Raw genomic sequence first — 23,795 nt, 5'->3', positions numbered from 1 at the left:
TGCGGTCAACTCGATCAAAAATAAAAAACCGGCGGCGAAAAAATCGCTACCGGTCCGCACGCGGCCCTTTAGCGACTTTTTTAACGTGGCTGCAAGCCGGCCGGCCAAATCACCACGGAGTGCCTTAATTAGTCCCAGTTGAGCCGCGAATCAACTCCGAATGCATGCGCGAGCGGCCCGTCAAGAATCATCACACTTTAATGACTGATAGAATCTGTTGATAGACCGGTAACGCCACCATGTTAATAATGACAGTATGGGCGGTGTTGGAAAAGCGTGATGGCAGACAAGATCGAAGGGAGGCCGGGCATCCGGAAGCAGGATAGGGTAGGGTATGATTTCAGCCTGACATATCGCCTCGGTGTGATGTTCTCAGCATTCTGGAATTCGCAAGTTCGTGGCAAGGTGCTGTTTCTGGCGACCGTGCTGATCCTCGTCATCCTGGCGACGGCCTATGGCCAGGTCATCCTCAACGAGTGGAACGCCCCCTTCTACGATTCGCTCGAGCGCCGCGACCTCGGCGAATTCTTCCACCAGCTCGAAATCTTCGCGATGATCGCCGGCACGCTGCTGCTGCTCAATGTGCTGCAGGCTTGGCTGAACCAGATGACCGCGCTCTATATGCGCGAAGGCCTGTCACGCGATCTCGTCGACCAGTGGCTGAAGCGCAAGCGGGCGCTGCGGCTCGCCTCCAGCGGCCTGATCGGCGTCAACCCGGACCAGCGCCTGCATGAGGATTCCCGCAACCTCGCCGAAAGCACGACGGGACTCGTCCTCGGCCTGCTGCAATCGACCATTCTTCTGGTGAGCTTCATCGGCGTGCTCTGGGAGCTTTCGAGCGGCTTCATCTTCCACATCAGCGGCCACAGCTTCTCCATACCGGGCTATATGGTCTGGGCGGCGATTTTCTATGCAGCTTCCGCCTCGGTGCTGAGCCAGGTCGTCGGCCGCAAGCTGGTCAAGCTCAATGCTGACCGGTTCTCGAAGGAGGCCGAGCTTCGTTTCACGCTGATGCATGCCAACGAGAACATGCCGGCGATCACCGTTGCCCGCGGCGAGGAGAATGAGCGCCGGCGTATCAATACCGACATCAGCTCGGTACTGAGGGTCGTCAAGCGGCTCGCCATGGCCAATACCAATCTCACCTGGGTTTCGGCCGGCTACGGCTGGCTGGTGATCGTCATTCCGATCATCGTTGCCGCACCCGCCTATTTTTCCGGCGGCCTCACCCTCGGCCAGCTGATGATGTCGGTCGGCGCCTTCAACCAGGTCAATACGGCGTTGCGCTGGTATGTCGCCAATTTCGGCCCGATCGCCGAATGGCGTGCCACGCTGATGCGTGTCACCGACTTCCGCCAGGCGCTGCTCGACATGGACGAGGGCTTTGGCGTGAAGGGAAGCATCGCCTATGAAGACACCGCCGCCGACAGGCTGACGCTGAAGGATGTGGTGATCAATGCCAAGATCGGCGAAGACATCGAGGAATGCGGCGGTTTTCGCCTGCGAGAAACCGATATCGTGATCAAGGCCGGCGAAAAAATCATGATCAACGGCGATCATAGCGTCAACCGCAAGCTGCTGTTCCAGGCCTTGGCCGGGCTCTGGCCGTGCGGCAGCGGCACGATGGGTCTGCCGCCGATCGACGACATGCTGTTCGTTCCGCAAATCGCCTATATTCCGGGCGGCACGTTGCGCGAGGCGTTGGCCTTCCCCGAAAGCGCCGATGCCTACGAGCAAGCTGCGGTCGAGGCGGCCCTTGAAAAGGCCGGCCTGCACTCTCTGATCGCAAGGCTCGATACCCGCGCCCGCTGGGACAAGCTGCTCGACGGCGATGAACAGAAGGCGATCGGCTTCGCGCGCCTGCTGCTGGTGCGCCCGCGCTGGATCATCTTCGACGAAGTGCTCGAGGGCATGGAGCCGGAATGGCAGGAAACGATGTGCAGCGTGCTGACTTCGATGCCCGAAACCGGCATGATCTATATCGGCCGCTCTGAAACTTATCTGGAGGCGTTGCAGCCCCGGGTGCTGCATCTGCAGGCTCTGCCCTCGAGATCCGAAGAGCCGCAGCAGCAGGTCGCCCAGACCACCGGCGCCAGCGCCAGTGCCGGCGCAGCCGCCGTCCCCGCGCCGGCGCTTTAGGACGCCCCCTTATCGGCAGGACCCCTGCCTGCAACGTGACGCAAGCGGCTGAGTGCGAGAGCTCAGCCCTCCAGTTCTTCCCGCAGCATTTCGAGCTCCAGCCATTCCTCTTCCATCTTGGTCAGGCTGACTCGCAGCTTCTCCATCTCGCCTGCAAGGCGGTTGAAGGCAACGGGGTCGCGCGTGAAGAGATTGGGATCGGCCATGACAAGTTCGCGCTTGGCGATCTCGGCCTCGGCCTTGGCCATTTCCTTCGGCAGATTGTCCAGCGCGAATTTCTGCTTGAAGGAAAGCTTGCCCTTCGAGGCTGCGCCGGAAGCTGTTGTCTCCTGGGTCTTCGGTTTCTCCGCCGCTTTCTCGGCTTTCCTGCGCTCTTCGAGAGCGCCCTTGCGCTGCGCCAACATGTCCGTATAGCCGCCGGCATATTCGATCCATCGGCCGTCGGGCGCATCCGGCACGGCGGGCGCGATCGTCGAGGTTACGGTGCGGTCGAGAAAGTCACGATCGTGGCTGACGAGGATGACGGTGCCGGGAAAGCCGGCGACGATTTCCTGCAGGAGGTCGAGCGTCTCGATGTCGAGATCGTTGGTCGGTTCGTCAAGGATCAGGAGGTTTGCCGGGCGCGCCAGGATGCGCGCCAGCATCAGCCGGGCGCGCTCGCCGCCGGAGAGGCTCTTGATCGGTGTTCGCGCCTGCTCCGGCTGGAACAGGAATTCTTTCATGTAGCCGGTGACGTGGCGCTGCTCGCCATTGACGAGCAGGTTTTCGCCGCGCCCGTCGGTCAGGTAGTTTGCAAGCGTCTCCTCGGGGTTGAGGTCCTCGCGCTTCTGGTCGAGGGTGGCGATCTCCAGGTTGGTGCCCAGCTTCACCGTGCCGCCGTCCGGCGAAAGCTGGCCGGTCAGCATTTTCAGGAGCGTCGTCTTGCCGGCGCCGTTCGGCCCGACGAGACCGATGCAATCGCCGCGATGGACGCGGATCGAGAACGGTGTGACGATTGCCCGGTCGCCGAAGCTCTTGGTGATCTTCTCGACCTCGATCACCAGCTTGCCGGATTCCTGCGCATCCGAAATCGTCGCCTGCACCGTGCCCTGCGGGCCCTTGTGGCCACGATATTGCGAACGCATCGTCTGCAGCTCGCCGAGACGGCGCATATTGCGCTTGCGCCGGGCCGTGACGCCGTAGCGCAGCCAGTGCTCCTCGCGCTCGATTGCCTTGCCGAGCTTGTGCTGCTCGAGCTCCTCGGCCTCCAGCACCTGGTCGCGCCAGGCTTCGAAATGCGCAAAGCCCCTGTCGAGCCGGCGCGAGGCGCCGCGATCGAGCCAGACGGTTGCCGTCGAAACTTTTTCGAGGAACCGCCGGTCGTGCGAGATCAGCACCAGGGCGCTGCGCGTCTTTTGCAACTCGCCTTCCAGCCATTCGATGGTCGGCAGGTCGAGATGGTTGGTCGGCTCGTCGAGCAGGAGAATGTCGGGCTCCGGCGCCAGCACGCGGGCAAGGGCGGCCCGTCGCGATTCACCGCCGGAAAGGGTATTTGGATCCTCCTCACCGGTGAGGCCGAGGTGGGACAGAAGATAGGTGACGCGATAGGGATCGTCGCCGGGTCCCAGACCAGCCTCGGCATAGGCCTGAACGGTGCTGAAACTGGCAAAGTCCGGCGCCTGTTCGAGATAGCGCACCGTCGAGGACGGATGACGGAAAACTTCGCCGGACTGCGCCTCGACCAGGCCGGCGGCGATCTTCAGCAGCGTCGATTTTCCCGAGCCGTTACGGCCGACGAGACAGATCTTGTCGCCGTGCTCGACCTGCAGGGAAGCGCCCGCCAGCAGCGGTGCGCCGCCAAAGCTCAGGAAGATATCGTCGAGTTTCAGAATGGGAGGGGCCAAAAATCAGACTCCGGAAAGATCATAGGGGCGGGCAAGCACGATCGCCCGGCCGTTCTCGAGCGAAAGGCGAACCTTGCCTTCCGCGACATTTGAAATGGTGCGCGACGAGCCGAAAGGCAGATGGAAATCGGTGAGCGGATAACGCGCATTCTCGATAGAAAGTCCGGTCAGCGGCCCAAATCCGGGCACGGAAAACAGGCTGCCTTTGGGAAGATCGAGCTCGATCGTGCCGGGAACCAGCGGCACTGCCTCTTCCTTGCCCGAGGTCAGCAGTACGTCGAAACCCTTTTCCGCCAAGCCGACAGCCGACAGCAGATGCTGAAGCGCATGGTCGGAGCGTTCGCCGGCGAGCGCGCCGGCGAGGATCAGCCGCCGCGCGCCACGTGCGATCGCTTCCGATACGGCGATTTCGCCGTCCGTTGCCGCCTTCGCTGCGGGATAGGGCTGTTTCGGCACATCGAGAAAACCCGCTTCGAGCTCGGGGGGCGTCGAATCGAAATCGCCGACCCAGAGCTCAGGCATGACACCAAGCGCCATCGCATGCCGCATGCCGCCATCGGCCGCGATGAAGCGGCTGCCGCCGATCGCGTGGCGCAGGCGTTCCGTCAGGCTGAGTTCGCCGCCGAGCAGAATGGTGAAGGTGGATTGGCTCATGGGCACTGCCCTTAGCGCAAACGGGGGGGCGAGGGGAAGGGGCACCGACGGACGGCTTTCGCCTCAACCGGGCGTGTCCTTGTCGCGCGAGAGAAAGATTGCCTCGTAGCCACCGATGAAACGTTCGAACAGCGTCGCGAAACGCTCTATATCCTCGCGTGGCCAATCGGAGACGATCTCGGAGATAATGGCCATTTTCTGCGCATGGATCTCGGCAAGCAGCGCCTGGCCAGCGTCGGTGATGACGACGACGATCCGCCGCGCGTCGGCCTGGGAGGCTTCGCGCCGCAAGACGTTGCGTCCGACCATCTCGGCCACCACCCGGCTCGCGCGCGACGGGTCGATGCGCAGCATCTCCGCGATCAAGCCGACGGTGACCTCGCCGGGCGACCCAGCCCGGCGCACGGCGTCGAGCACGTCGAGGTGGGAGAGCTCAAGCCCCGGTGCGGCGCTCTGGATCGCCAGCCTGCCGATCAGCCGTCGGCCGGTCATCAGGCGCATGCGCGCCATGCTCCTGCCGATGCGAGGCAGGTTCTCATCGTCCGGCTCGGCCCGACTGTTGGACAGGATCTTCGTCAGCGTCTCATTCATGACCGAACCATAGCAGAGCGGAGGTCAAAATTGAATATGCCGGGGTCACTCATGTGCCGTTGACAATTACATGCTGATAGCACATAAAATAGTTCGAACCCGGAAATATGCCTCATGGACATGCAACCCGCGCCTGCGCCGCTCGTGACGGACCCTCGTCGCCGGCTTATCCTCTTCTTCTTTCTGATGACCGCCATGTTCATGGCGACGCTTGATAATCAGATCGTCTCCACGGCGTTGCCGACAATTGTCGGCGAGTTCGGCCATCTCGAGCGTTTCGGCTGGATCGGCTCGGCCTACCTGTTGGCGCTCAGCGCCGTCATGCCGCTCTACGGCAAGCTCGGCGATCTCTTCGGCCGCAAATATGTGATGATGACGGCGATCGGAATCTTCACCGTCGGCTCCGCAGTCTGCGGCCTGGCTGTCTCGATGAATACGCTGATCGCCGCTCGTGTGCTGCAGGGCCTCGGCGGTGGCGGCATCATGGTGTCGATCTTTGCCGTCAACGCCGATCTGTTCGAGCCGCGCGAGCGGGCGCGCTATCAAAGCTATTCCAGCCTCGTGCTGATGGCTTCAGGCGCGATCGGCCCGGTGCTCGGGGGGACGATGAGCGATCTCTTCGGCTGGCGCTCGATCTTCCTCGTCAACGTGCCGATCGGTTTCGTCGTGCTCACCGGGCTTGCCTTCATGCTGCCCTACCGCAAGCCGCATCGGCGCCCGAAGATCGATTATGCCGGCGCGCTGCTGATCGCGCTGACGACGACGAGCATCGTGCTTGCCACAGACAGCAGCGAATTGTTCGGCTCGATGATCTCACCACAGAGTATCGGGATCGTCGCCTTCGGCGCCGTCTGCGCCGTCACCTGGGTGTTCGTCGAGCGCCGCGCGCCGGAGCCGATCGTTCCGCTGCAGCTCTTCCGCAATTCAACCTTCAGCCTGCTGCTGGTAATATCGGTGATGGGCGGCGCCATCGCCATCGGCATGGTCAACTATCTCGCTCTCTTCCTGCAGACGACGACCGGCCTTTCGCCATCGGCCGCCGGCCTTCTCTTCATTCTGCTGACCGGGGGTCTCGTCTGCGGGTCGCTGTCGGCCGGGCGTATCATCTCGATGACCGGTCGCTACAAACCCTTCGCCATCGCAAGCCTCACCTGCAGCGCCATTGCCTTCGCGCTGATGTCGCAGGTCCATGCGGGAACGCCGATCGCCTTCATCGGCGCGATCATGATGCTGCATGGCATCGGCATCGGCCTTGCGCAGCAGGTCCCCGTCATCGGCGTGCAGAATGCCGCCCCCGCCCGCGACGTCGGCGCCGCCACCGGCTCGGTGACACTCTCGCGCATGGGCGGGGCCTCGATCGCCATATCAATCTATGGCGCGATCATCGCCTCCGGGCTCGGCAAGGTCGGCGCTCCCATTGCCGATGTTGCCGATATCGAACAGCTGACGCCGAAGATGATGGCCGCCCTTCCCGCAGCGAGCCGCCAGGCCGTCGCAGATGTCTATGCCGCCGCCTTCTCGCCCCTTTTCATGACTTCCTGCGCCATTGCCCTGATCGGCCTTGCTGCCGCAATGACGCTGAAGCCCGTGCAACTGCCGCGCACCGGCGAAACGAAGCGACCGCAATCGGCGGCGGCGGAAGCGGCGGAATAGACTACATAATGGGAATATGCACCAGCAGACGTTCTCTATCGCATAGATAGATCAAAAGTTGCGATTTTCTCGCAGGGCTGCCGTTATCCCACCTGTTGCTTCAATCATGCCGTTCTTTTTCCGCGCCTCTGACAAATCTATGACTGGTGACGGAACTTTCGCCATAATTTCATCCGAGCGAAGGGAGACCTCGATGCCTGAGGCTTGCTAAAATGCAACGGCGCCACAATTAAACAGAGTCTCGCTATGCAACCGATGCGTAAATCAGTTACAGCAACGACGTGTATCGGCCTAGCATGCGGCGCGAGATCAGGGGTGCGCACCTGTTGAGTTCCCCTTGCCAAGGCCGGTCTCCATCTGCGGCAAACCGGCAAAACAGCGACATGATGCAGAGAACCAGACTGGACAGCTTGACGACGTGGAAATCGCCCGCGCTTTCCAGTGATGTCATCTCTGCGACGCGGCGCTTCGCCCGCCGCCTGATGCTGCTTTCAACCGTCGGAATGGCGCTGAACGGGTGTCAGTCGCTGATCGAACAATCCTACCAGCCGAGCATCTCGCCTTCCTCCAATCCGCAGATCGTCGACGAGGTGCAGAAGAACGATCCGCGCGCGGCGATGGGTGCCCGCGAGCATCCGCGCATCGTGGCAAGCTACGGCGGCGAATACAAGGATGCCAAGACCGAGCGCCTCGTCGCCCGCATTGCCGGCGCGCTGACGGCGGTGTCGGAAAATCCGAGCCAGTCCTACCGTATCACCATCCTGAACTCGCCTGCGATCAACGCCTTCGCGCTGCCGGGCGGTTACCTCTACGTCACCCGCGGTCTGCTTGCCCTTGCCAACGACGCCTCGGAAGTCGCCGCTGTGCTGTCGCACGAAATGGGCCACGTGACAGCGAATCACGGTATCGAGCGGCAGAAGCGCGAAGAAGCCGAAGTCATCGCCAGCCGCGTCGTCGCCGAGGTCCTATCGAGCGACATCGCCGGCAAGCAGGCGCTTGCTCGGGGCAAGCTCAGGCTTGCCGCTTTCTCCCGCCAGCAGGAGCTGCAGGCCGATGTCATCGGCGTGCGCATGCTCGGCGAAGCCGGTTACGACCCCTATGCCGCCGCCCGTTTCCTCGATTCGATGGCGGCCTACAGCCGCTTCATGTCGGTCGACCCGGAAGCCGACCAGAGCCTCGACTTCCTCTCGAGCCATCCGAACTCCGCCCAGCGCATCGAGCTTGCCCGCACCCATGCGCGCGCCTTCGGCCAGGAAGGGAGGGTCGGCGACAAGGGTCGCGACTATTATCTCGATGGCATTGACGGCCTGCTCTATGGCGACAGTCCGGAAGAAGGCTACGTACGCGGCCAGACTTTCCTGCATGGCGGCCTCGGCATCCGCTTCGACGTACCGGCGGACTTCAAGATCGACAATAAGGTCGAAGCCGTGATGGCCACCGGCCCCAACGACATCGCCGTCCGCTTCGATGGCGTTGCCGACAACCAGAACCAGAGCCTCACAAACTATATCTCCAGCGGCTGGGTGACCGGTCTCGACCCATCGACCATTCAACAGATCACCGTCAATGGCATGGAAGCAGCCACCGCTCGCGCAAGTGCCGACCGCTGGGATTTCGATGTCACCGTCATCCGCAACAATGCGCAGATCTTCCGTTTCCTGACCGCCGTACCGAAGGGCAGCGACGCCCTCGAACCGACGGCCAATGTTCTGCGCGCCAGTTTCCGGCGCATGACACCGGCGGAGGCAGCCTCGCTGAAGCCGCTGCGCATTCGTGTCGTCACGGTCCGGCCAGGCGAGAACATCTCGACGCTTGCCGCGCGCATGATGGGCACCGATCGCAAGCTTGATCTCTTCAAGCTCATCAATGCCCTGCCGACGGGTGCGGCCGTTTCCCCTGGCGATCGCGTCAAAATCATCGCCGAATGAAAAAAGCCCGGCTTGCGCCGGGCCAGGCAGTGCTGCTGGAGGGTAAAGAAGTTCAGGCGTAGGCCGCCATATGCGGGTCGGCGCTGACCAGCGCGCTACGAAGCTTTTCCATCGCCCGGCTTTCGATCTGGCGCACGCGCTCCTTGGAAATGCCGAGATCGGCGCCGAGTTCTTCGAGCGTGGCGCCGTCTTCCGCCAGGCGCCGGGCGCTGATGATCTTCATCTCACGTTCGTTGAGATGTTTCAGCGCCGAAGCGAGCCAGACGCGGCGGCGCTCGCCGTCGATCATATTGGAAACCTGCTCGTCCGGCAGCGGATCGTCGCTGACGAGGAAATCCATCTTTTCCGCGCTCTCGGCATCGCCGGAGACGGAAGGCGCCTGCAGCGAAGCGTCGTTGCCGGAAAGCCTGGCATCCATGGTCTGGACATCGGCGAGGCTGACGCCGAGGGCAGCGGCGATTTCCTGATGAATGGATTGCAGAGTCAGTTGCGTATCGCCTCTCGCGAGCTTGGCGCGCAGACGGCGCAGATTGAAGAACAGCGCCTTCTGCGCCGAACTGGTGCCGCCGCGCACGATCGACCAGTTGCGCAGGATATAGTCCTGGATCGACGCCCTGATCCACCAGCTGGCATAGGTCGAAAAGCGCACGTCACGTTCCGGTTCGAAACGCGCGGCGGCTTCCAGCAGGCCCACATAGCCCTCTTGCACGAGGTCGCTCATCGGCAGACCGAAATTGCGGAACTTGCCAGCCATGGAGATAACCAGCCGCATATGCGCCATGGCGATTTGGTTGCGTGCACCGCGATCATCGTGATCTTTCCAGCGGGTGGCGAGATCATGCTCTTCCTGACGGGCGAGATAGGGGGCGGCCATCGCGATTTTGATCATGCGCCGATCTGCAGACATGTTCTTCATTTCGATCTCCCGAAAGGCCTTCGCCCTCAAAATGGACAATAAAACTCACGTTCCGGAACATCGCTGTCCGGACTGAATGGGGTTCCGAATGCAAAAGGGCCTCACCCCTGGACTTTTCAGGGAGAGGCCCTATCTCTCATCACGTGCCGCTAAGACGGCTGGGTCGGACCTGTTTCTTCACGTTGCCGAACGGGCAATATTGAAAAGGCATGATCCGCTCCTCACCGAATATTGACGGAATAGCAGTTCGCCCGACGAGTTTGCGCCCGACGAGCAGTCCGCAATTACGTGTGGTAAACGCGTCAGTCGGGAAAAAGTTCCAATAAAAAACCCGGCGCGACGGCCGGGTTTTTTTGGGAGAGACAGGCTTGCCTTAAGCGGCTTCGTCCTGCGAATCGTCTTCTTCAATCGCCTTGCCGCGCTTCGGACCCTTGTTGAGATTGGTCTCGACGAGGCGGACGGCTTCGGTTTCCGACATCTTGTTGACAGCGGCGATTTCGCGCGCCATGCGATCGAGCGCTGCTTCGTAGAGCTGGCGCTCGGAATAGGACTGCTCGGGCTGGTTCTCTGCACGATAGAGATCACGCACGACTTCAGCGATGGAAATCAGATCACCGGAATTGATCTTGGCATCATATTCCTGGGCGCGGCGGGACCACATGGTGCGCTTGACGCGCGCCTTGCCCTGCACAACCTTCAACGCACGATCGACGAAATCCGTTTCCGAAAGCTTGCGCATTCCGATGCTCATCGCCTTCGCGACCGGAACTTTCAGGCGCATCTTGTCCTTTTCGAAATCGATAACGAAAAGTTCGAGCTTCATGCCGGCAACTTCTTGCTCTTCGATAGCGGTGATGGTACCGACGCCATGAGCGGGGTAGACGATCGATTCACCGGTCTTGAAGCCGTGACGTGCTGTAGAAGGCTTTTTCTGCTGAGTCGTCATTCTATTCAAAAACTCCCTGTTACGCTTCCGGCGGCGGCCGGAGCCGGGTCAGTCAGGCCCGGTTGAGACGGTTGCATCCGTCGGGTGACTTCACTCTGGTCCCATCAGGCAAAAGCAAGGGCTTCTTGCGCGCGATCTGGGGACCCGGCGCTCAAAGCGTTGATATGTCACGGAAACCGCGTACGGATTGGTTTTGCTTTCGTGATGGTTTTGGGCATGCGTCATGCCACAAATGGAACAGTAGGCGAAACCTATCACAAAAATATGAGGAAATCAATAATTTGCTTCATCTTGAGTCATGCGGGCAACACAGATCACCCATATGCCAGACGCAGGATTTAAAACGTTTCACCGCTCAACGGCCCGCATCCGGCGACGAAATCGGACAGCCGTCTTAATCGCCGGAACCCGGTTTTTCGGAGAAATATTTCTCGAATTTTCCGGTCTGGCCGTCCATTTCCTTGGCCTCCGGCAACGGATCCTTCTTGACCGTGATATTCGGCCAGATGCTGGCATATTCGGTATTGATCTTGAGCCACTTGTCGAGGCCCGGCTCGGTATCCGGCTTGATCGCCTCGGCGGGACATTCCGGTTCGCAGACGCCGCAATCGATGCATTCGTCCGGATGGATGACGAGAAAATTCTCGCCTTCATAAAAGCAGTCGACAGGGCAGACTTCCACGCAATCGGTATATTTGCACTTGATGCAATTGTCGGTCACGACATAGGTCATGAAGAACTCCAGGATTTCAAGCGGATGGGGCCGGGCAACCTGGAACGTCGCGCCTATCCCCGTGCCGGGCGAAGCGTGGACAGGCTTGGCAGGCAAGCACGCTTCCGGCAGGTTGTCAGTGACCTATCGGCTTTAGCGCCGGATTTCAAGGGTAAACGATCTGCAAAGCCGCCGCCACAGACAGAGTTTTCTAATCCTCGTCCGACATCAGCCTGTCGATTGCACGTCTTTCCTTTTTGGTCGGACGGCCGGTACCCGTCCCCCGGGTCGCTTGCTCGTACGGCGTGAGACGTTTTGTCTCATCCGGCGGCGGGGATTGGTCGTCGTAGAGCAGGCGGGCCTCCTCGTAGGGACCCCGCCGCTCCCCGGCGAGACGCACGATGAGAATGACATCGCGCCGCTCCAGCGTCAGTTCGACGCGGTCACCCGGCTTGACCATCTGGCTCGGGTGACTGCAGCGCTCGCCGTTGATGCGCACGTGCCCCGACTGGACGTGACTCTGGGCCAGCGAGCGCGACTTCACCATGCGCGTGAAAAACAGCCACTTGTCGATGCGCTGGCGCGAACCGCTTGCCGGCTGTGTCTCCCCGCCCATGATTACTTCTTCATCTGTTCCTTGAGAGCTGCGAGCTTGGCGAAGGGAGAATCCGGATCGATCGGCTTCTCCTTGCGCGGCGGCTTGGCCTCGAAGCGCAGCGGCTGGGCGCCGCGATTGTTGTTGCGGTCGTTACGGTCATTGCGATCGTTCCGCTCGCCGCGGTCCTTCCGATCGCCACGGTCCTGACGATCACCGCGCGGCTGGTCCTTGCGCTCGCCCCTTGCTTGCTGCGGTCTGCCACCGTCACGGCCGCCACCGTCCTTGCCGCGGCCGTGGCGGTTGTCGCGCCCGTCGCCGCCGCGATTGCCTTCGCCGCCTTCACCGCCGTTCGGACGGCGATTGCGTTCGCCGCGCTCCTGGTTCTGGCCGCCCCGGCGTTCGCCATGGCCGCCGCGTGCTTGGCGATGGTTGTCATTGCGGCCGCCGAGACGCCACAAAAGAACCGGCTTCGGTTCCGCCGGCTCGCCAGCTTCCCCGGAGGCGGCAGTCTCTGCCGAAGCGGTTGCCTCGGTCACTTCGGCCGCAGCGTTGCTGTCGTTCGCTTCTGTGGCGGGGACGTCGGCCGCCGTCGAAGCCGGCTCGGCTTGGGTCGGCTCGGAAACAGCCTCTTCCGTCGCTCCGTCGGCATCATCGTGATCGGCTTTTTCTGCCGCTTCTTCCGCGGATGTTTCCGCGGAGGCGGCAGGGGCTGAAGCCGCGTCCTGCGCCGCAAGATGGGCCGACGCCTCTTCCGCCTTCACGGCATCGGCGCGATAGCCGAGGCCCTTGAGGATCTCTTCCATGTCCTCGAGCGTCGCCCCGAGAATCGACAGCATCGCCGTCGTCGTCGTGAAACGGCGACCGTCATAGGCGCCCTCCGGACGATTGCTCTGACCGGGCTTCCATTGCAGCAGCGGACGGATGATATCGGCAAGCCGCTCCAGAATGTCGATGCGCACGGCGCGCTTGCCGAGGAAGCGGAAGCCGGCGAGCTTGTAGAACATCCGCTCGAAGCTCGGATCGGTGACGACCGAGGTGCGGCCGGCGGCAAGCACGGGGATGAGATCGCCGTAGCCCGGCTTGTCGAGACCGTCGTTCTTCAACGCCCAGAGCAGCGTGATCAGTTCGGCAGGTGCCGGCTTCAGAAGGGCCGGAACAAAGATATGATAGGCACCGAAACGCACGCCGTAGCGGCGCATGGAGGCGCGAGCCTCCTGATCCAGCGACTTCACCTCTTCGGTGACGTCGCGGCGGAAGAGCACGCCGAGATTTTCGACCAGCTGGAAGGCAAGTCCCTTGGCGAGGCCCTGCAGATCCTCGGCGCGCGACAGATCATCGAGCGCTTTCAATACCGTGCTGATGTGATGATTGACGAAACGTTCGATACGGGCGGCGACGTGATCGCGGGCATTGCCCGTCAACTGCTCGTCGGCGAGCAGGATCACGCGCGGCCGCATGACGTGATCGCTGCCGGAAAGCCGCGCCACGGGATCGCCGAGCCAACGGATCAAGCCATCCGAACCGATCGCCAGATCGCTATTGCCCGCGGCATGCAGCCGGGCCGCACGGGCCTCGAACTCGAGCGCGAGCGCCTTCTGCGACGCAGCCTGAACCGCCTTGGCATCCGGTCCATCCGTTCCCCCCACCGGGGTGAAACGGAATCCGCTCAACTGCCCTACATGATGTCCTTCAACGAAGACATCGCCATTCACACTGATTTCAGCTTCCAGCATCGCATTCTCTCTCAGGCGCTTCATGAGCACAGATGTCCTGCGATCAACAAAGCGTTTCGTCAACCTTTCATGTAACGCATCGGACAATCGATCTTCGATTTCCCGCGTCTTTTCCTGCCAATGTGTCGGATCGGCAAGCCAGCCGGGCCGATTCGAAACGTAGGTCCAGGTCCTTATCTGCGCGATTCGCGCCGAAAGCGTGTCAATTTCCCCATCAGTTCGATCCGAGCGATGAACCTGCTCCGCAAGAAACTGCTCGTTCACCGTGCCATAGCGCACGAGATCGGAAAAGAGGGTCGAAATAAGATCGGCATGTTGGGCCGGAGTGATACGCCGGTAGTCGGGCAGCGCGCAAGCCTCCCAGAGTTTTTCGACGCGGGCCGGCCTGTCGGCGAGGTCGATCACTTCGGGATAGCGCGAAAGCTGCTCGAGCGCCTGCTGATCGACCGCCGGCAGCGCCCGCGTCAGCCCGGGCACGCGCGGCCCGGCCTCCAGGCTGGCGCGCAGCGACTGAATTGAGGAGAAATCCATCTCCGTCGTGCGCCACTGCAGAACCTTGACGTTGTCGAATTCATGTCCCTCGATGCGCTGCACCACTTCCTCGTCGAAGGGCGAGACTTGGCCGGTGACACCGAAGGTGCCGTCCCGCACGTGCCGCCCGGCGCGGCCGGCGATCTGGCCGAGCTCGGCCGGATTGAGGTTGCGGAACTGGTAGCCGTCGAATTTCCGGTCCTGGGCGAAGGCGACGTGATCGACGTCGAGGTTGAGGCCCATGCCGATCGCATCGGTCGCCACCAGATATTCGACGTCGCCCGCCTGATAGAGCGCGACCTGCGCATTGCGGGTGCGCGGGCTCAGCGCCCCCAGCACGACCGCCGCGCCGCCGCGCTGCCGGCGGATGAGCTCGGCGATGGCATAGACCTCATCGGCGGAAAAGGCGACGATGGCCGAGCGCTGCGGCAGCCGGGTGATCTTCTTCTGCCCGGCGTAAAGGAGATGCGAAAGCCGTGGCCGCTCGACGATCGTGACGCCGGGCAGGATCTGCTGCAGGATCGGCCGCATTGTCCCCGCGCCCAGAAGCAGCGTCTCATCCCGGCCGCGAAGGTGCAGGATACGGTCGGTGAAGATATGGCCACGCTCGAGATCGCCGGCGAGCTGGACCTCGTCGATCGCGACAAAGGCGGCTTTGGTCTCCCGCGGCATCGCCTCGACCGTGCAAACGGAAAAACGCGCATTGGGCGGCGAAATCTTTTCTTCGCCCGTGACCAGAGCCACGTTCTGCAAGCCGACCTTCTCCACCACCCGCGTATAGACCTCGCGGGCCAAAAGCCTGAGTGGCAGGCCAATCACGCCGGTCCCATGTGCGACCATGCGCTCGATGGCATAATGGGTCTTGCCGGTATTGGTTGGTCCAAGCACCGCGGTCACACCGCGCCCGCTGAGAATCATCGGCTGCGAAGTCAGAGTCATGGTCCATGCAAGTGAGGCAGGCGCGCCCCGGGAAAAGTTTTGCCATCTCGATGGAGGCACAGAACACATGGACAGCTACTGCCGCAAACGCAAGGGCAGATTTCAAAATGCGTCGGGGATTGCGACTTTTGCGAGTCGTCCGGACGGTCCGCATTTCCGATTCGGAACAGCGTGAGAACGAATCAGAGACGAATCGCTGACTCCTGCTGATTCAGCTTTTGTTCACGGCTAAGTATTGATTTTGAATCACTTTTTCCTACTAAATGCTGAATCGCGGGACTCTCTCCGGTTCGCATTTTGTGACCCTGCCGGAGGTCTGTCATTCGCTTTTTGCCAAGGGAAAAATCCGCCGAAATTAACGTCTCGATCAAATCCGGAACGAATCGGCGACGAATCGCCGACTGCTCTGCTTTCCCCTTTCGTTCACGGCCATATCTGGTGGCGTCGTCATGTTCCGCCCGCTAGATGCGGGGCAGGCGGCAAGATCTCGTCACGTCGGTGTTAATCTTCCGGCGAGCAAATTCACACAGCCTTAAGCCTGACCCGCTTGCCCGTCGGACCGATCAAAAACGGAACGAATCACCGACGAATCGGAGCCATCGTGATCTTCCTGCTTTGTTCGCCGCAACATGTTGGATTTCAATGTCTTTTTAACCATACGGGCCTTTTGCCAGGGGTGACGGATCACAAACCATGAATCGCGTCGCATCCTAATTCGCGCGCCCAACCGGGAACAAAAATCGCCAATGTGTGTTTCTTGTCCATTCAGATTGCAGATGAAATGAAGGAAAAACACCATGCTTGGCACGATACTTCTCGTTATCCTCATTCTGCTCCTGATCGGAGCCCTGCCGAACTGGGGTTATAGCCGTGGCTGGGGCTATGGACCTTCCGGCGGTTTGGGGCTAGTTCTGGTCATTATCATTATCCTTGTACTAATGGGCCGCATCTAAAGCCCGACTAACCTGGGGAGTTACGACATGATGAAGAAGATTGTTCTTATCGGCGCGCTCGTGGGCGCTCTCGCATCCTGCACCGCGACCGAGCAGGGCACGGCGATCGGCGCCGGCACCGGTGCAGTCATCGGCGGTGCCGTCACCAACAGCTGGGGCGGTGCCGCAGTCGGCGCCGTTGCCGGCGGCCTGACCGGCGCTCTCATCGGCCAGTCGGTCGAACGCCGCGGCTACTGCATCTATCGCGATCGCTACGGCCGCCGCTACGAGGCGCGTTGCCGTTACTGATCGCATCACATATCGGACTCCCAACGGGCGCTTCTGCGCCCGTTTTTCTTTGCCGACACGTCCGTCAACGTGACGTTGACGATCGGTCATGAAAGTCAAATCCACCAACGCCCATTAGCTAGCCGCATATTTACCTCGTACGCGCAGGGCAGGCGCCATCGCCCGACAATTCCACCGTCGTCATTCTCGTCGCCGCGGCTTTCCTGACAACCGCGGTCTCATCTCTTGTCTTGGTAGCAGAGATCGCTCGCGGCAGCGAATGCCGGCCATGATTCGGGTTGATCGAGACCGGAACACCGGCAACCGCTTCTGCCCTCCCGAACAAAAGCAAAGGCGCGTTCTGCAACGCGCCTTTGCAAATCGACACACGTTCGTCCTATCTTAAACGAAGAATTGCCCGCCATTGGCCGTCAGCGTCGAACCGGTGATGAAACCAGCATCGTCGGAGACGAGGAAGGTAACGCAGCGGGCAATCTCTTCGGGCTCGCCGAGACGGCCGACCGGGATCTGCGGAATGATGCGTTCATTCAGTACCTTCTCCGGCACGGCAAGCACCATTTCCGTTCCGATATAACCGGGGCAGATGGCATTGACGGTGATGTTTTTCGCAGCCCCTTCCTGGGCAAGCGCCTTGGTAAAGCCGAGATCGCCGGCCTTGGCCGCCGAATAGTTCGCCTGGCCCATCTGGCCCTTCTGGCCGTTGATCGACGAGATATTGACGATGCGGCCGAAGCCGCGGTCGCGCATGCCGCTCCAGACCTGATGCGTCATGTTGAACAGACCGGTCAGGTTGGTGTTGATCACCTCGTGCCACTGCTGCGGCGTCATCTTGTGGAACATTGCGTCGCGGGTGATGCCGGCATTGTTGACGAGGATCTCGACCGGCCCGATCTCGCGTTCGACCTTGGTGATCCCTTCACCGCAGGCAGCGTAGTCTGAAACATCCCATTTGAATACCGCAACGCCGGTGACGTCGTGGAAGGCATGAGCCTTCTCGTCATTGCCGGCGTAAGTGGCCGCAACCCTGTAGCCGGCATTTTTCAGCGCCATGGATATCGCTGCGCCGATGCCGCGTGTACCTCCGGTGACCAGAGCCACTCTGCTCATGTTCCGCTCCCCCTCTGTGTTTTCGCCCGCTCGTGGCGGCATTTCAATCAATGACGGATTGCATGCTATTTAAAGTGCTTCAAAGCACATGGCGACGCCCATGCCGCCGCCGATGCAAAGCGTGGCGAGGCCCTTCTTCGCGCCGCGGCGCTTCATCTCGAACAGCAGCGTGTTGAGAATGCGCGCCCCGGAGGCGCCGATCGGATGGCCGATCGCAATCGCCCCGCCATTGACGTTGACGATCGACGGATCCCAGCCGAGATCCTTGCTGACAGCGCAAGCCTGTGCCGCGAAGGCCTCGTTGGCCTCCACAAGATCGAGATCGTTCACAGACCAGCCGGCCTTTTCGAGCGCCTTGCGCGACGCGGGGATCGGGCCGGTGCCCATGATCGACGGATCGACGCCGGCCGTTGCCCAGGAAACGATGCGGGCAAGCGGCTGAATGCCGCGCCGGGTCGCTTCCGCCTCACTCATCAGCACGGCGGCGGCAGCGCCGTCGTTGAGGCCGGAGGCATTGGCGGCGGTAACCGTGCCTTCCTTGTCGAAGGCGGGGCGAAGCTTGCCCATCGCCTCGAGCGTCGCGCCGTGGCGGATATATTCGTCGGAATCGACGGTCACGTCGCCCTTCCGTGTCTGGATGATGTAGGGAATGATCTCGTCGGTGAAGCGGCCGGCCTTCTGAGCCGCCTCTGCCTTATTCTGCGAGGCGACGGCGAACTGATCCTGATCGTCGCGCGACAGCTGCCACTGCCGTGCGACGTTCTCGGCGGTGATGCCCATATGGTAGCCGTGAAAAGCGTCGGTGAGGCCGTCCTTGATCATCGTGTCGACCATCTTCATGTCGCCCATCTTCGTGCCGCTGCGCAAATGCGCGGCATGCGGCGCCATCGACATGGATTCCTGGCCGCCGGCAACGATGATCCTGGCGTCGCCGGTGGCAATCTGCTGCATGCCGAGCGCGACTGCGCGCAGGCCCGAGCCGCAGAGCTGGTTGACGCCCCAGGCCGTCGTTTCCTTCGGAAGGCCGGCCTTGATCGCCGCCTGGCGGGCCGGGTTCTGGCCTTCGCCCGCCGCCAGCACCTGGCCGAGGATCACCTCATCCACCTCGCCGGCATCGACGCCGGCGCGCGCGAGCGCCCCCTTGATGACGGCCGCGCCGAGTTCATGCGCGGGGACCGTTGCAAAAGCGCCGTTGAACGAGCCGACGGCTGTCCGACCTGCGCTGGCGATGACGACGGATGAATTGCTCATGGGGAGGCTCCTCGTTTTTCGTCCCACTTACATAAGGGGAAACTGGCAAAGCTTTGAGCACAAGTCAAACGGGAAGACCGGCCGCCGCCATTTTCGCGGCAGCAGTCAACGCCGATTCGTTTGATCTGCTAAAGGTTTGCCGCAACGCACAAAGAGATTGTCACCAGCCTTCTTTTGCGTTTACAGTCTGAAGTGGAGGAAGATCCATAAATCAGACGGGGGTTCAGGAGACTGATATGGCGAAGCATGAGGGTCAGATTGTCATCAAGAAATACGCCAATCGCCGCCTGTACAATACAGGCACCAGCACCTATGTGACGCTGGAAGATCTGGCGGAGATGGTAAAGAGGGGCGAAGACTTTACCGTCCAGGACGCAAAAAGCGGGGACGATATCACCCATTCGGTGCTGACGCAGATCATCTTCGAGCAGGAATCGAAAACCGGCAACACGCTGCTCCCGATCTCCTTCCTGCGCCAGCTGATCACCTATTATGGTGACCAGATGCAGATGGTCGTGCCGAGCTTCCTCGAACATTCTATGCGCGCCTTCAGCGAACAGCAGGCACAGATGCGCGAACAGGTAAACCGTGCCTTCGGCGAGACGCCGCTCGGCAAGAACCTGCAATTGCCGATGCAGATGGTCGAGGACCAGGTTCGCCGCAATACCGAGCTGTTTCAGCAGGCAATGCAGATGTTCTCGCCTTTCATGACACCGCCGGCGGCCAAGGAAAGCCGCAAGGCCGAAGCCAAGGATATCGACGAACTGAAGGAACAGCTCCGCGCCCTTCAGAACAAGCTCGACAACCTATAGTCCGATAGAGACATCCCGCCCGGCGCTTCGGATCGAAACGGCAAAACCCCCGATCACATCGATCAGAGCGATCGTCATCAAAATGAAGAACACCTGTGTCGCGGCGCCCTGGACGAGAAGAAACTCGACCAGGAAGGCGATGAAGACCAGCATCGACAAGATATGGTTCAAGAGGTTGCCGGGCCCGGTTCGCGTTGCTTTCAGGATTTCGAAGAACAGCACGATGAGCGCAACGACGATGAAGAGATCGCCGAGCGCCATGCTCCAGGTCGCACCCGAGAGCATCGACAGCACGATGATGTTATGCTGCAAGGCTGCGATGCCGCCGTCGCCCATCAGGCCGAGCATCGCCAGATTGTAAAGAATAAACGGAATAATCATCAGCGGCATTGCGGCTACCATCGGCAATCTCCCAGCGGAGAAAGAATACTGCCGCAAACCGTTGTCTCACCGCAAGTGATTGCAAATATTATCTTGCCGAAATGCAAAAGGCCGGCGTGAAGCCGGCCTTGAGACTCGCGATCGGACGAGCCGGATCGGAAATTATGCGCTTTCCTTCGGAGTCAGAACCTGGCGGCCGCGATACATACCGGTCTTCAGGTCGATATGATGCGGGCGGCGCAGTTCGCCGGAATTCTTGTCTTCGACGTAGGTCGGTGCCTTCAGCGCGTCAGCCGAACGGCGCATGCCGCGCTTGGACGGGCTCGTTTTTCTCTTCGGTACAGCCATTTTTCTTACTCCACTTGCGGGCAAAACATTCCCACGGCCAGACTGGCGGCCGAAACGGACATGTCGCGATTTCGGAAATTTTGCGCGCTTATACATGCAAGGGGCGGCCTTGACCAGTCCCCATGCATATTTTTTGCGAAGCCGATGATTCGAGCCTCAGACCTCGTCTTCCGGCACGATCCAGGGCTCGGCGCGGGCCGCCTCTTCCCATTTCCGCCAGGCCGGATGCGCCTTCATCGTCTCCATATAGGCGAGCGTCTCCTTCCGGCTGACGAGGTCATAGATGTCGAACCGGTTGACGACGGGCGCAAACATCGCATCCACGCCGCTGAACGCACCAAAGAGAAACGGGCCGCCGGATTTCTGCAGAAGGTTTCGCCAGATCGTCTCGATACGGCTGACGTCGGCGTCGACGCCGTCAGGCAATGTGATCCCGCCCCTCGGTCGGCGAATATTCATCGGGCAGGCATTGCGCAGGGCTCGGAAGCCTGAAAGCATTTCCATCGAAACAGAGCGGGCGAGCGCCCGTTCGGCACGGTCGCGCGGCCAAAGGCCGGCGTCCGGATAAAGCTCGGCGGCATATTCGATGATCGCCAGCGATTCCCAGATCTTCAAACCGCCGTGCTGCAGGACTGGCACCCGGCCGCTCGGCGATATCGCCTTGATATTGGGATTGCCGCCCGCATCGTCGAAAGGGATCAGGATTTCTTCGAAGTCGACGCCGGCGCTCGTCAGCGCCATCCACGGCCGGAACGACCAGGAAGAATAATTCTTGTTGGCGATGTAGAGCGTCGGTCTGTCCATAGGCCTCTCCCATTCAGGCATCGAAATCGAAGATCAGCAGTTCGTGGAAATGGTTCATGTCCTCGAACACGCAGAACGCCGGCGGCGCAAGCTCGAAAACAGGGGCCTTGCGGCGGATATCCTCGGCCACCTCGTCGAGCATTGCCTGCCAGCGCGGCAAGGCTTCATCCTCCAGCCGCTCGATCACATAGGCGAAGGTCACATGAAATTTGTAATCCATATGGTTGGGCTGGCGATAGCCGAGAAGATCGGCAAGCGCGTTACGCCAGGCGCGCATGACCTTGCGGTCCTTCTCCGTCGCTCCGTCGACGAGCAGGCCCGACGGCCGAGCTTCGACGACGGCGACTTTGAAAGGCTCCGCCATCGAGAAACATTCGAGCCGCGCCGCCATGAGATCGGTCATATCGTCGATCGGCGTCTCGAGAGAGAGGTCTGCAGGCCAGCAGTCCTGCAGGCGCCTGGTCTCGATGACGCCTTCGAAAAGCGTCATGTGAAGGCTCGAGATCGGCGTGAAGAGAAATTGCGGCGCCTCGGGCATCGTTAGATATTTCTCGCGCGCCTCTATCAGTACCGCCCGGGTCCTTGACCCCTTCTCGATGTGGCAGACGATGGTGTTGCCGGCTTCCGGCAGGAAACCGCCGATCTTGCCATAGCGGCTGCCGAGATGGGCGGGCGGGTTTTGATTGTGCGTCTTCGAGTAAAAGAGAAGTTCGGGAGAAAAGGTTGGGGCGGTCATGGGCGACTCGGGGGCTCTGATTGGACTGCATTCGCCCATATGGCAGAACCAAGAATGTCAGATGACGTTCACTGCTTCTAATGACAAGTTCTGATCTTATTCATAGATGCACTTGATGTAGTCGCCTGAGCCCTGCGCACGCCTCTCGATGACGCCGGCAAGCCGGCGAAGGCCTCGTCCGGGCTTGCCTGCTTTGCGGTCGATCGGGTTCGGGAGCGAGACAGCCAGCAACGACGCCTGCCGCCGCGTCAGCTTCGAGGCCGGAACCTTGAAATGATGCTGGGCCGCCGCCTCGACGCCGTAGATGCCGGGACCCCATTCGGCGATGTTGAGATAGATTTCCATCAGCCGCCGCTTCGACAGGACGAAATCGGTGGAGACGGCGAGCGGAAGCTCCATCGCCTTGCGCACGAAGGAGCGGCTGTTCCAGAGAAAGAGGTTCTTGGCGGTCTGCATCGGGATGGTGCTGCCGCCGCGCGTTGCCTGGCCCTTCAGCGTATCCTCGACCAGCATGCGCATCTCCGCCCAGTCGACGCCGCCGTGGAAACAATATTGACCGTCTTCGGACATCATCACCGATTGCACCAGGACCGGAGCGACCTCGTCCAACGATACCCATCTGCGGTCATAGCCGCGCAGCAGCACCAGATCGCGCAGCATCAGCGTCGAGACGGGATGGATAAAGGGCAGCAGGTAGAGGAAGATCAGGGCGTAAGGAAGGATCACTATGGCCAGAACGGCAAGACCGACGCGTCTCAGCACGGGCCGATCTTCGAACCATCGCCGACGGGCCGGCATGTCGGCAATATCCTCTCTCTCCGGCGCTATATCCAATGTCCCAAGCCCATTTCGCTCCCTCTCGTTCTCATAACGCCTGTGAGGCGCTTATGCCAGAGCACATGGGAAATCTTGCTGCAGTCATCGACAATTCCGTTGCAAGCCCCGGTGCCCCATGCCAAACAGCGCCCATGGACGCGAACCGGAACACTTTCGAGACGAGGCTTAGGAACAACGCCCGCGAAATCGAGGCGCTGCTCGACGCATTGCTGTCGTCACCGGACCCTCTTTCCGATGAAATCGCCAGGCCCGAGACCCTGCGCAGCGCCATGCATTATGCCGTGCTGAACGGCGGCAAGCGGCTGCGCCCATTCCTCGTTGCCGAAAGTGCCGCCCTGCTCGGCGGCAATGGGAAGGCCGCACTTCGTGTCGGCGCGGCGCTCGAATGCATTCACTGCTATTCCCTCGTGCATGACGATCTGCCGGCCATGGACGACGACGACCTGCGCCGCGGCAAGCCGACGGTCCATATCAAGTTCGATGAAGCCACCGCGATCCTTGCCGGCGACAGCCTGCTGACCTACGCCTTCGACATCGTCGCAGCGCCGGAGACCGCCCTTCCCGATACGAGCAAAGCAGCGCTGGTGCTGGCCCTTGCCCGCGCAGCCGGTCTCGGCGGCATGGCCGGCGGCCAGGCGCTCGACCTCGCGGCCGAGAAACAGGTCCCCGACGAGGCCGGCATCATACGCCTGCAGGCGATGAAAACAGGGGCGCTGATCCGCTTCGCCTGCGAGGCGGGCGCCATCATCGCAGGAAGCCCGCCCGAAGATCGCCGCCGCCTGCGCGCCTTCGGCGAAAAGATCGGCCTTGCCTTCCAGCTCGCCGACGACATTCTCGACCTGACCTCTGATGCTGAGACCATGGGCAAGGCGACCGGCAAGGATGCGGCCCGCGGCAAGGGAACGCTCGTGGGGCTTCATGGCATGGAATGGGCCGAGACCGAGCTCCGCCAGCACGTCAGCGATGCCGAAGACCTGCTCGCCCCCTATGGGGCACGCGCCTCGATCCTCACCGCCGCTGCGCATTTCATCGCCGACCGTAAGAGCTGAGCCGAA

22 protein-coding genes and 1 riboswitch are annotated in these 23,795 nt (G+C 61.3%); of the genes, 7 read left to right on the top strand and 15 right to left on the bottom strand.

Annotated elements, in window-relative coordinates:
• Positions 1 to 48 precede the first annotated feature (48 nt).
• Positions 49 to 126, bottom strand: a riboswitch (SAM riboswitch).
• A gap of 153 nt (positions 127 to 279) precedes the next feature.
• Positions 280 to 2,139 (top strand): ABC transporter ATP-binding protein/permease, encoded by a 1,860-nt coding sequence (locus tag NL154_RS20540; protein ID WP_434733265.1) that lies wholly within the window; start codon positions 280 to 282, stop codon positions 2,137 to 2,139.
• Between the two features lie 62 nt (positions 2,140 to 2,201).
• Here the strand turns inward: NL154_RS20540 and NL154_RS20535 are convergent, their stop codons facing one another.
• The 3 genes from NL154_RS20535 to NL154_RS20525 all read right to left on the bottom strand — a co-directional run bounded on the left by NL154_RS20535 (position 2,202) and on the right by NL154_RS20525 (position 5,267).
• Entirely contained in the window at positions 2,202 to 4,022 is a 1,821-nt protein-coding gene (locus NL154_RS20535) for an ABC-F family ATP-binding cassette domain-containing protein (RefSeq protein WP_434733264.1), read from the bottom strand.
• A 3-nt stretch (positions 4,023 to 4,025) separates the two neighbouring features.
• A complete protein-coding gene (locus NL154_RS20530; protein WP_221122919.1) occupies positions 4,026 to 4,676 on the bottom strand; it encodes a thiamine diphosphokinase in 651 nt (216 codons plus the stop codon).
• A gap of 63 nt (positions 4,677 to 4,739) precedes the next feature.
• Positions 4,740 to 5,267, bottom strand: coding sequence for a MarR family winged helix-turn-helix transcriptional regulator (locus NL154_RS20525; protein WP_210632704.1), 528 nt, complete (start codon positions 5,265 to 5,267; stop codon positions 4,740 to 4,742).
• A 114-nt stretch (positions 5,268 to 5,381) separates the two neighbouring features.
• On the opposite strand from NL154_RS20525, the gene NL154_RS20520 reads away from it, so the two are divergent.
• Together NL154_RS20520 and NL154_RS20515 are read left to right on the top strand one after the other, a co-directional pair.
• Complete coding sequence (locus tag NL154_RS20520) at positions 5,382 to 6,920, top strand: MDR family MFS transporter (RefSeq protein WP_221146192.1); 1,539 nt, start codon at positions 5,382 to 5,384, stop codon at positions 6,918 to 6,920.
• Between the two features lie 383 nt (positions 6,921 to 7,303).
• Positions 7,304 to 8,848 carry a M48 family metalloprotease gene (locus tag NL154_RS20515; RefSeq protein ID WP_221154802.1) on the top strand — a complete coding sequence of 515 codons (1,545 nt, stop codon included), beginning with the start codon at positions 7,304 to 7,306 and terminating at the stop codon, positions 8,846 to 8,848.
• A gap of 52 nt (positions 8,849 to 8,900) precedes the next feature.
• Here the strand turns inward: NL154_RS20515 and NL154_RS20510 are convergent, their stop codons facing one another.
• From NL154_RS20510 to NL154_RS20490, 5 genes are all read right to left on the bottom strand, one after another.
• Positions 8,901 to 9,764: an RNA polymerase factor sigma-32 gene (locus NL154_RS20510; protein WP_011427212.1), complete on the bottom strand. Its 864-nt coding sequence runs from the start codon at positions 9,762 to 9,764 to the stop codon at positions 8,901 to 8,903.
• Positions 9,765 to 10,137: 373 nt separating this feature from the next.
• Entirely contained in the window at positions 10,138 to 10,710 is a 573-nt protein-coding gene (locus NL154_RS20505) for a CarD family transcriptional regulator (RefSeq protein WP_011427211.1), read from the bottom strand.
• A gap of 394 nt (positions 10,711 to 11,104) precedes the next feature.
• Positions 11,105 to 11,443: a ferredoxin FdxA gene (gene fdxA, locus NL154_RS20500; protein WP_011427210.1), complete on the bottom strand. Its 339-nt coding sequence runs from the start codon at positions 11,441 to 11,443 to the stop codon at positions 11,105 to 11,107.
• Between the two features lie 190 nt (positions 11,444 to 11,633).
• A complete protein-coding gene (locus NL154_RS20495; RefSeq protein WP_221146190.1) occupies positions 11,634 to 12,038 on the bottom strand; it encodes an RNA-binding S4 domain-containing protein in 405 nt (134 codons plus the stop codon).
• A 2-nt stretch (positions 12,039 to 12,040) separates the two neighbouring features.
• Complete coding sequence (locus tag NL154_RS20490) at positions 12,041 to 15,223, bottom strand: helicase-related protein (protein WP_434733263.1); 3,183 nt, start codon at positions 15,221 to 15,223, stop codon at positions 12,041 to 12,043.
• Between the two features lie 797 nt (positions 15,224 to 16,020).
• On the opposite strand from NL154_RS20490, the gene NL154_RS20485 reads away from it, so the two are divergent.
• Positions 16,021 to 16,176 (top strand): DUF3309 family protein, encoded by a 156-nt coding sequence (locus NL154_RS20485; RefSeq protein WP_003543790.1) that lies wholly within the window; start codon positions 16,021 to 16,023, stop codon positions 16,174 to 16,176.
• A 27-nt stretch (positions 16,177 to 16,203) separates the two neighbouring features.
• A complete protein-coding gene (locus NL154_RS20480) occupies positions 16,204 to 16,464 on the top strand; it encodes a YMGG-like glycine zipper-containing protein (protein WP_009991900.1) in 261 nt (86 codons plus the stop codon).
• Positions 16,465 to 16,845: 381 nt separating this feature from the next.
• Here the strand turns inward: NL154_RS20480 and NL154_RS20475 are convergent, their stop codons facing one another.
• Together NL154_RS20475 and NL154_RS20470 are read right to left on the bottom strand one after the other, a co-directional pair.
• The gene (locus NL154_RS20475) at positions 16,846 to 17,571 is read right to left on the bottom strand and encodes a beta-ketoacyl-ACP reductase (RefSeq protein ID WP_210632699.1); all 726 of its coding nucleotides are present in this window, start codon (positions 17,569 to 17,571) and stop codon (positions 16,846 to 16,848) included.
• A 69-nt stretch (positions 17,572 to 17,640) separates the two neighbouring features.
• A complete protein-coding gene (locus NL154_RS20470) occupies positions 17,641 to 18,822 on the bottom strand; it encodes an acetyl-CoA C-acetyltransferase (RefSeq protein WP_210632698.1) in 1,182 nt (393 codons plus the stop codon).
• 236 nt (positions 18,823 to 19,058) lie between these two features.
• Between NL154_RS20470 and phaR the strand changes: the two genes are divergently transcribed.
• Positions 19,059 to 19,634 (top strand): polyhydroxyalkanoate synthesis repressor PhaR, encoded by a 576-nt coding sequence (gene phaR, locus NL154_RS20465; RefSeq protein WP_210632697.1) that lies wholly within the window; start codon positions 19,059 to 19,061, stop codon positions 19,632 to 19,634.
• Here phaR and NL154_RS20460 read toward each other — a convergent pair.
• The 5 genes from NL154_RS20460 to mtgA form a co-directional block, all read right to left on the bottom strand.
• Positions 19,629 to 20,036, bottom strand: a complete 408-nt coding sequence (locus NL154_RS20460; RefSeq protein WP_210632696.1) for a hypothetical protein — start codon at positions 20,034 to 20,036, stop codon at positions 19,629 to 19,631. The two genes, phaR and NL154_RS20460, sit on opposite strands and share 6 nt — an antisense overlap.
• Positions 20,037 to 20,177: 141 nt before the next feature.
• Positions 20,178 to 20,363, bottom strand: coding sequence for a 50S ribosomal protein L32 (gene rpmF / locus NL154_RS20455; protein ID WP_003543812.1), 186 nt, complete (start codon positions 20,361 to 20,363; stop codon positions 20,178 to 20,180).
• 156 nt (positions 20,364 to 20,519) lie between these two features.
• Positions 20,520 to 21,167, bottom strand: coding sequence for a glutathione S-transferase family protein (locus NL154_RS20450; RefSeq protein ID WP_434733262.1), 648 nt, complete (start codon positions 21,165 to 21,167; stop codon positions 20,520 to 20,522).
• A 13-nt stretch (positions 21,168 to 21,180) separates the two neighbouring features.
• Positions 21,181 to 21,903: a DUF1868 domain-containing protein gene (locus tag NL154_RS20445; RefSeq protein WP_434733261.1), complete on the bottom strand. Its 723-nt coding sequence runs from the start codon at positions 21,901 to 21,903 to the stop codon at positions 21,181 to 21,183.
• Between the two features lie 96 nt (positions 21,904 to 21,999).
• Positions 22,000 to 22,737 carry a monofunctional biosynthetic peptidoglycan transglycosylase gene (gene mtgA / locus NL154_RS20440; protein ID WP_210632693.1) on the bottom strand — a complete coding sequence of 246 codons (738 nt, stop codon included), beginning with the start codon at positions 22,735 to 22,737 and terminating at the stop codon, positions 22,000 to 22,002.
• 134 nt (positions 22,738 to 22,871) lie between these two features.
• Here mtgA and NL154_RS20435 point away from each other — a divergent pair, with 134 nt between their 5' ends.
• Positions 22,872 to 23,789: a polyprenyl synthetase family protein gene (locus tag NL154_RS20435; RefSeq protein ID WP_434733260.1), complete on the top strand. Its 918-nt coding sequence runs from the start codon at positions 22,872 to 22,874 to the stop codon at positions 23,787 to 23,789.
• Positions 23,790 to 23,795: the final 6 nt, after the last annotated feature.

The organism is Rhizobium sp. YTUHZ044, assembly GCF_051123975.1.
GTDB lineage: Bacteria > Pseudomonadota > Alphaproteobacteria > Rhizobiales > Rhizobiaceae > Rhizobium.
This window is presented reverse-complemented; position numbering and strand designations above follow the sequence as displayed.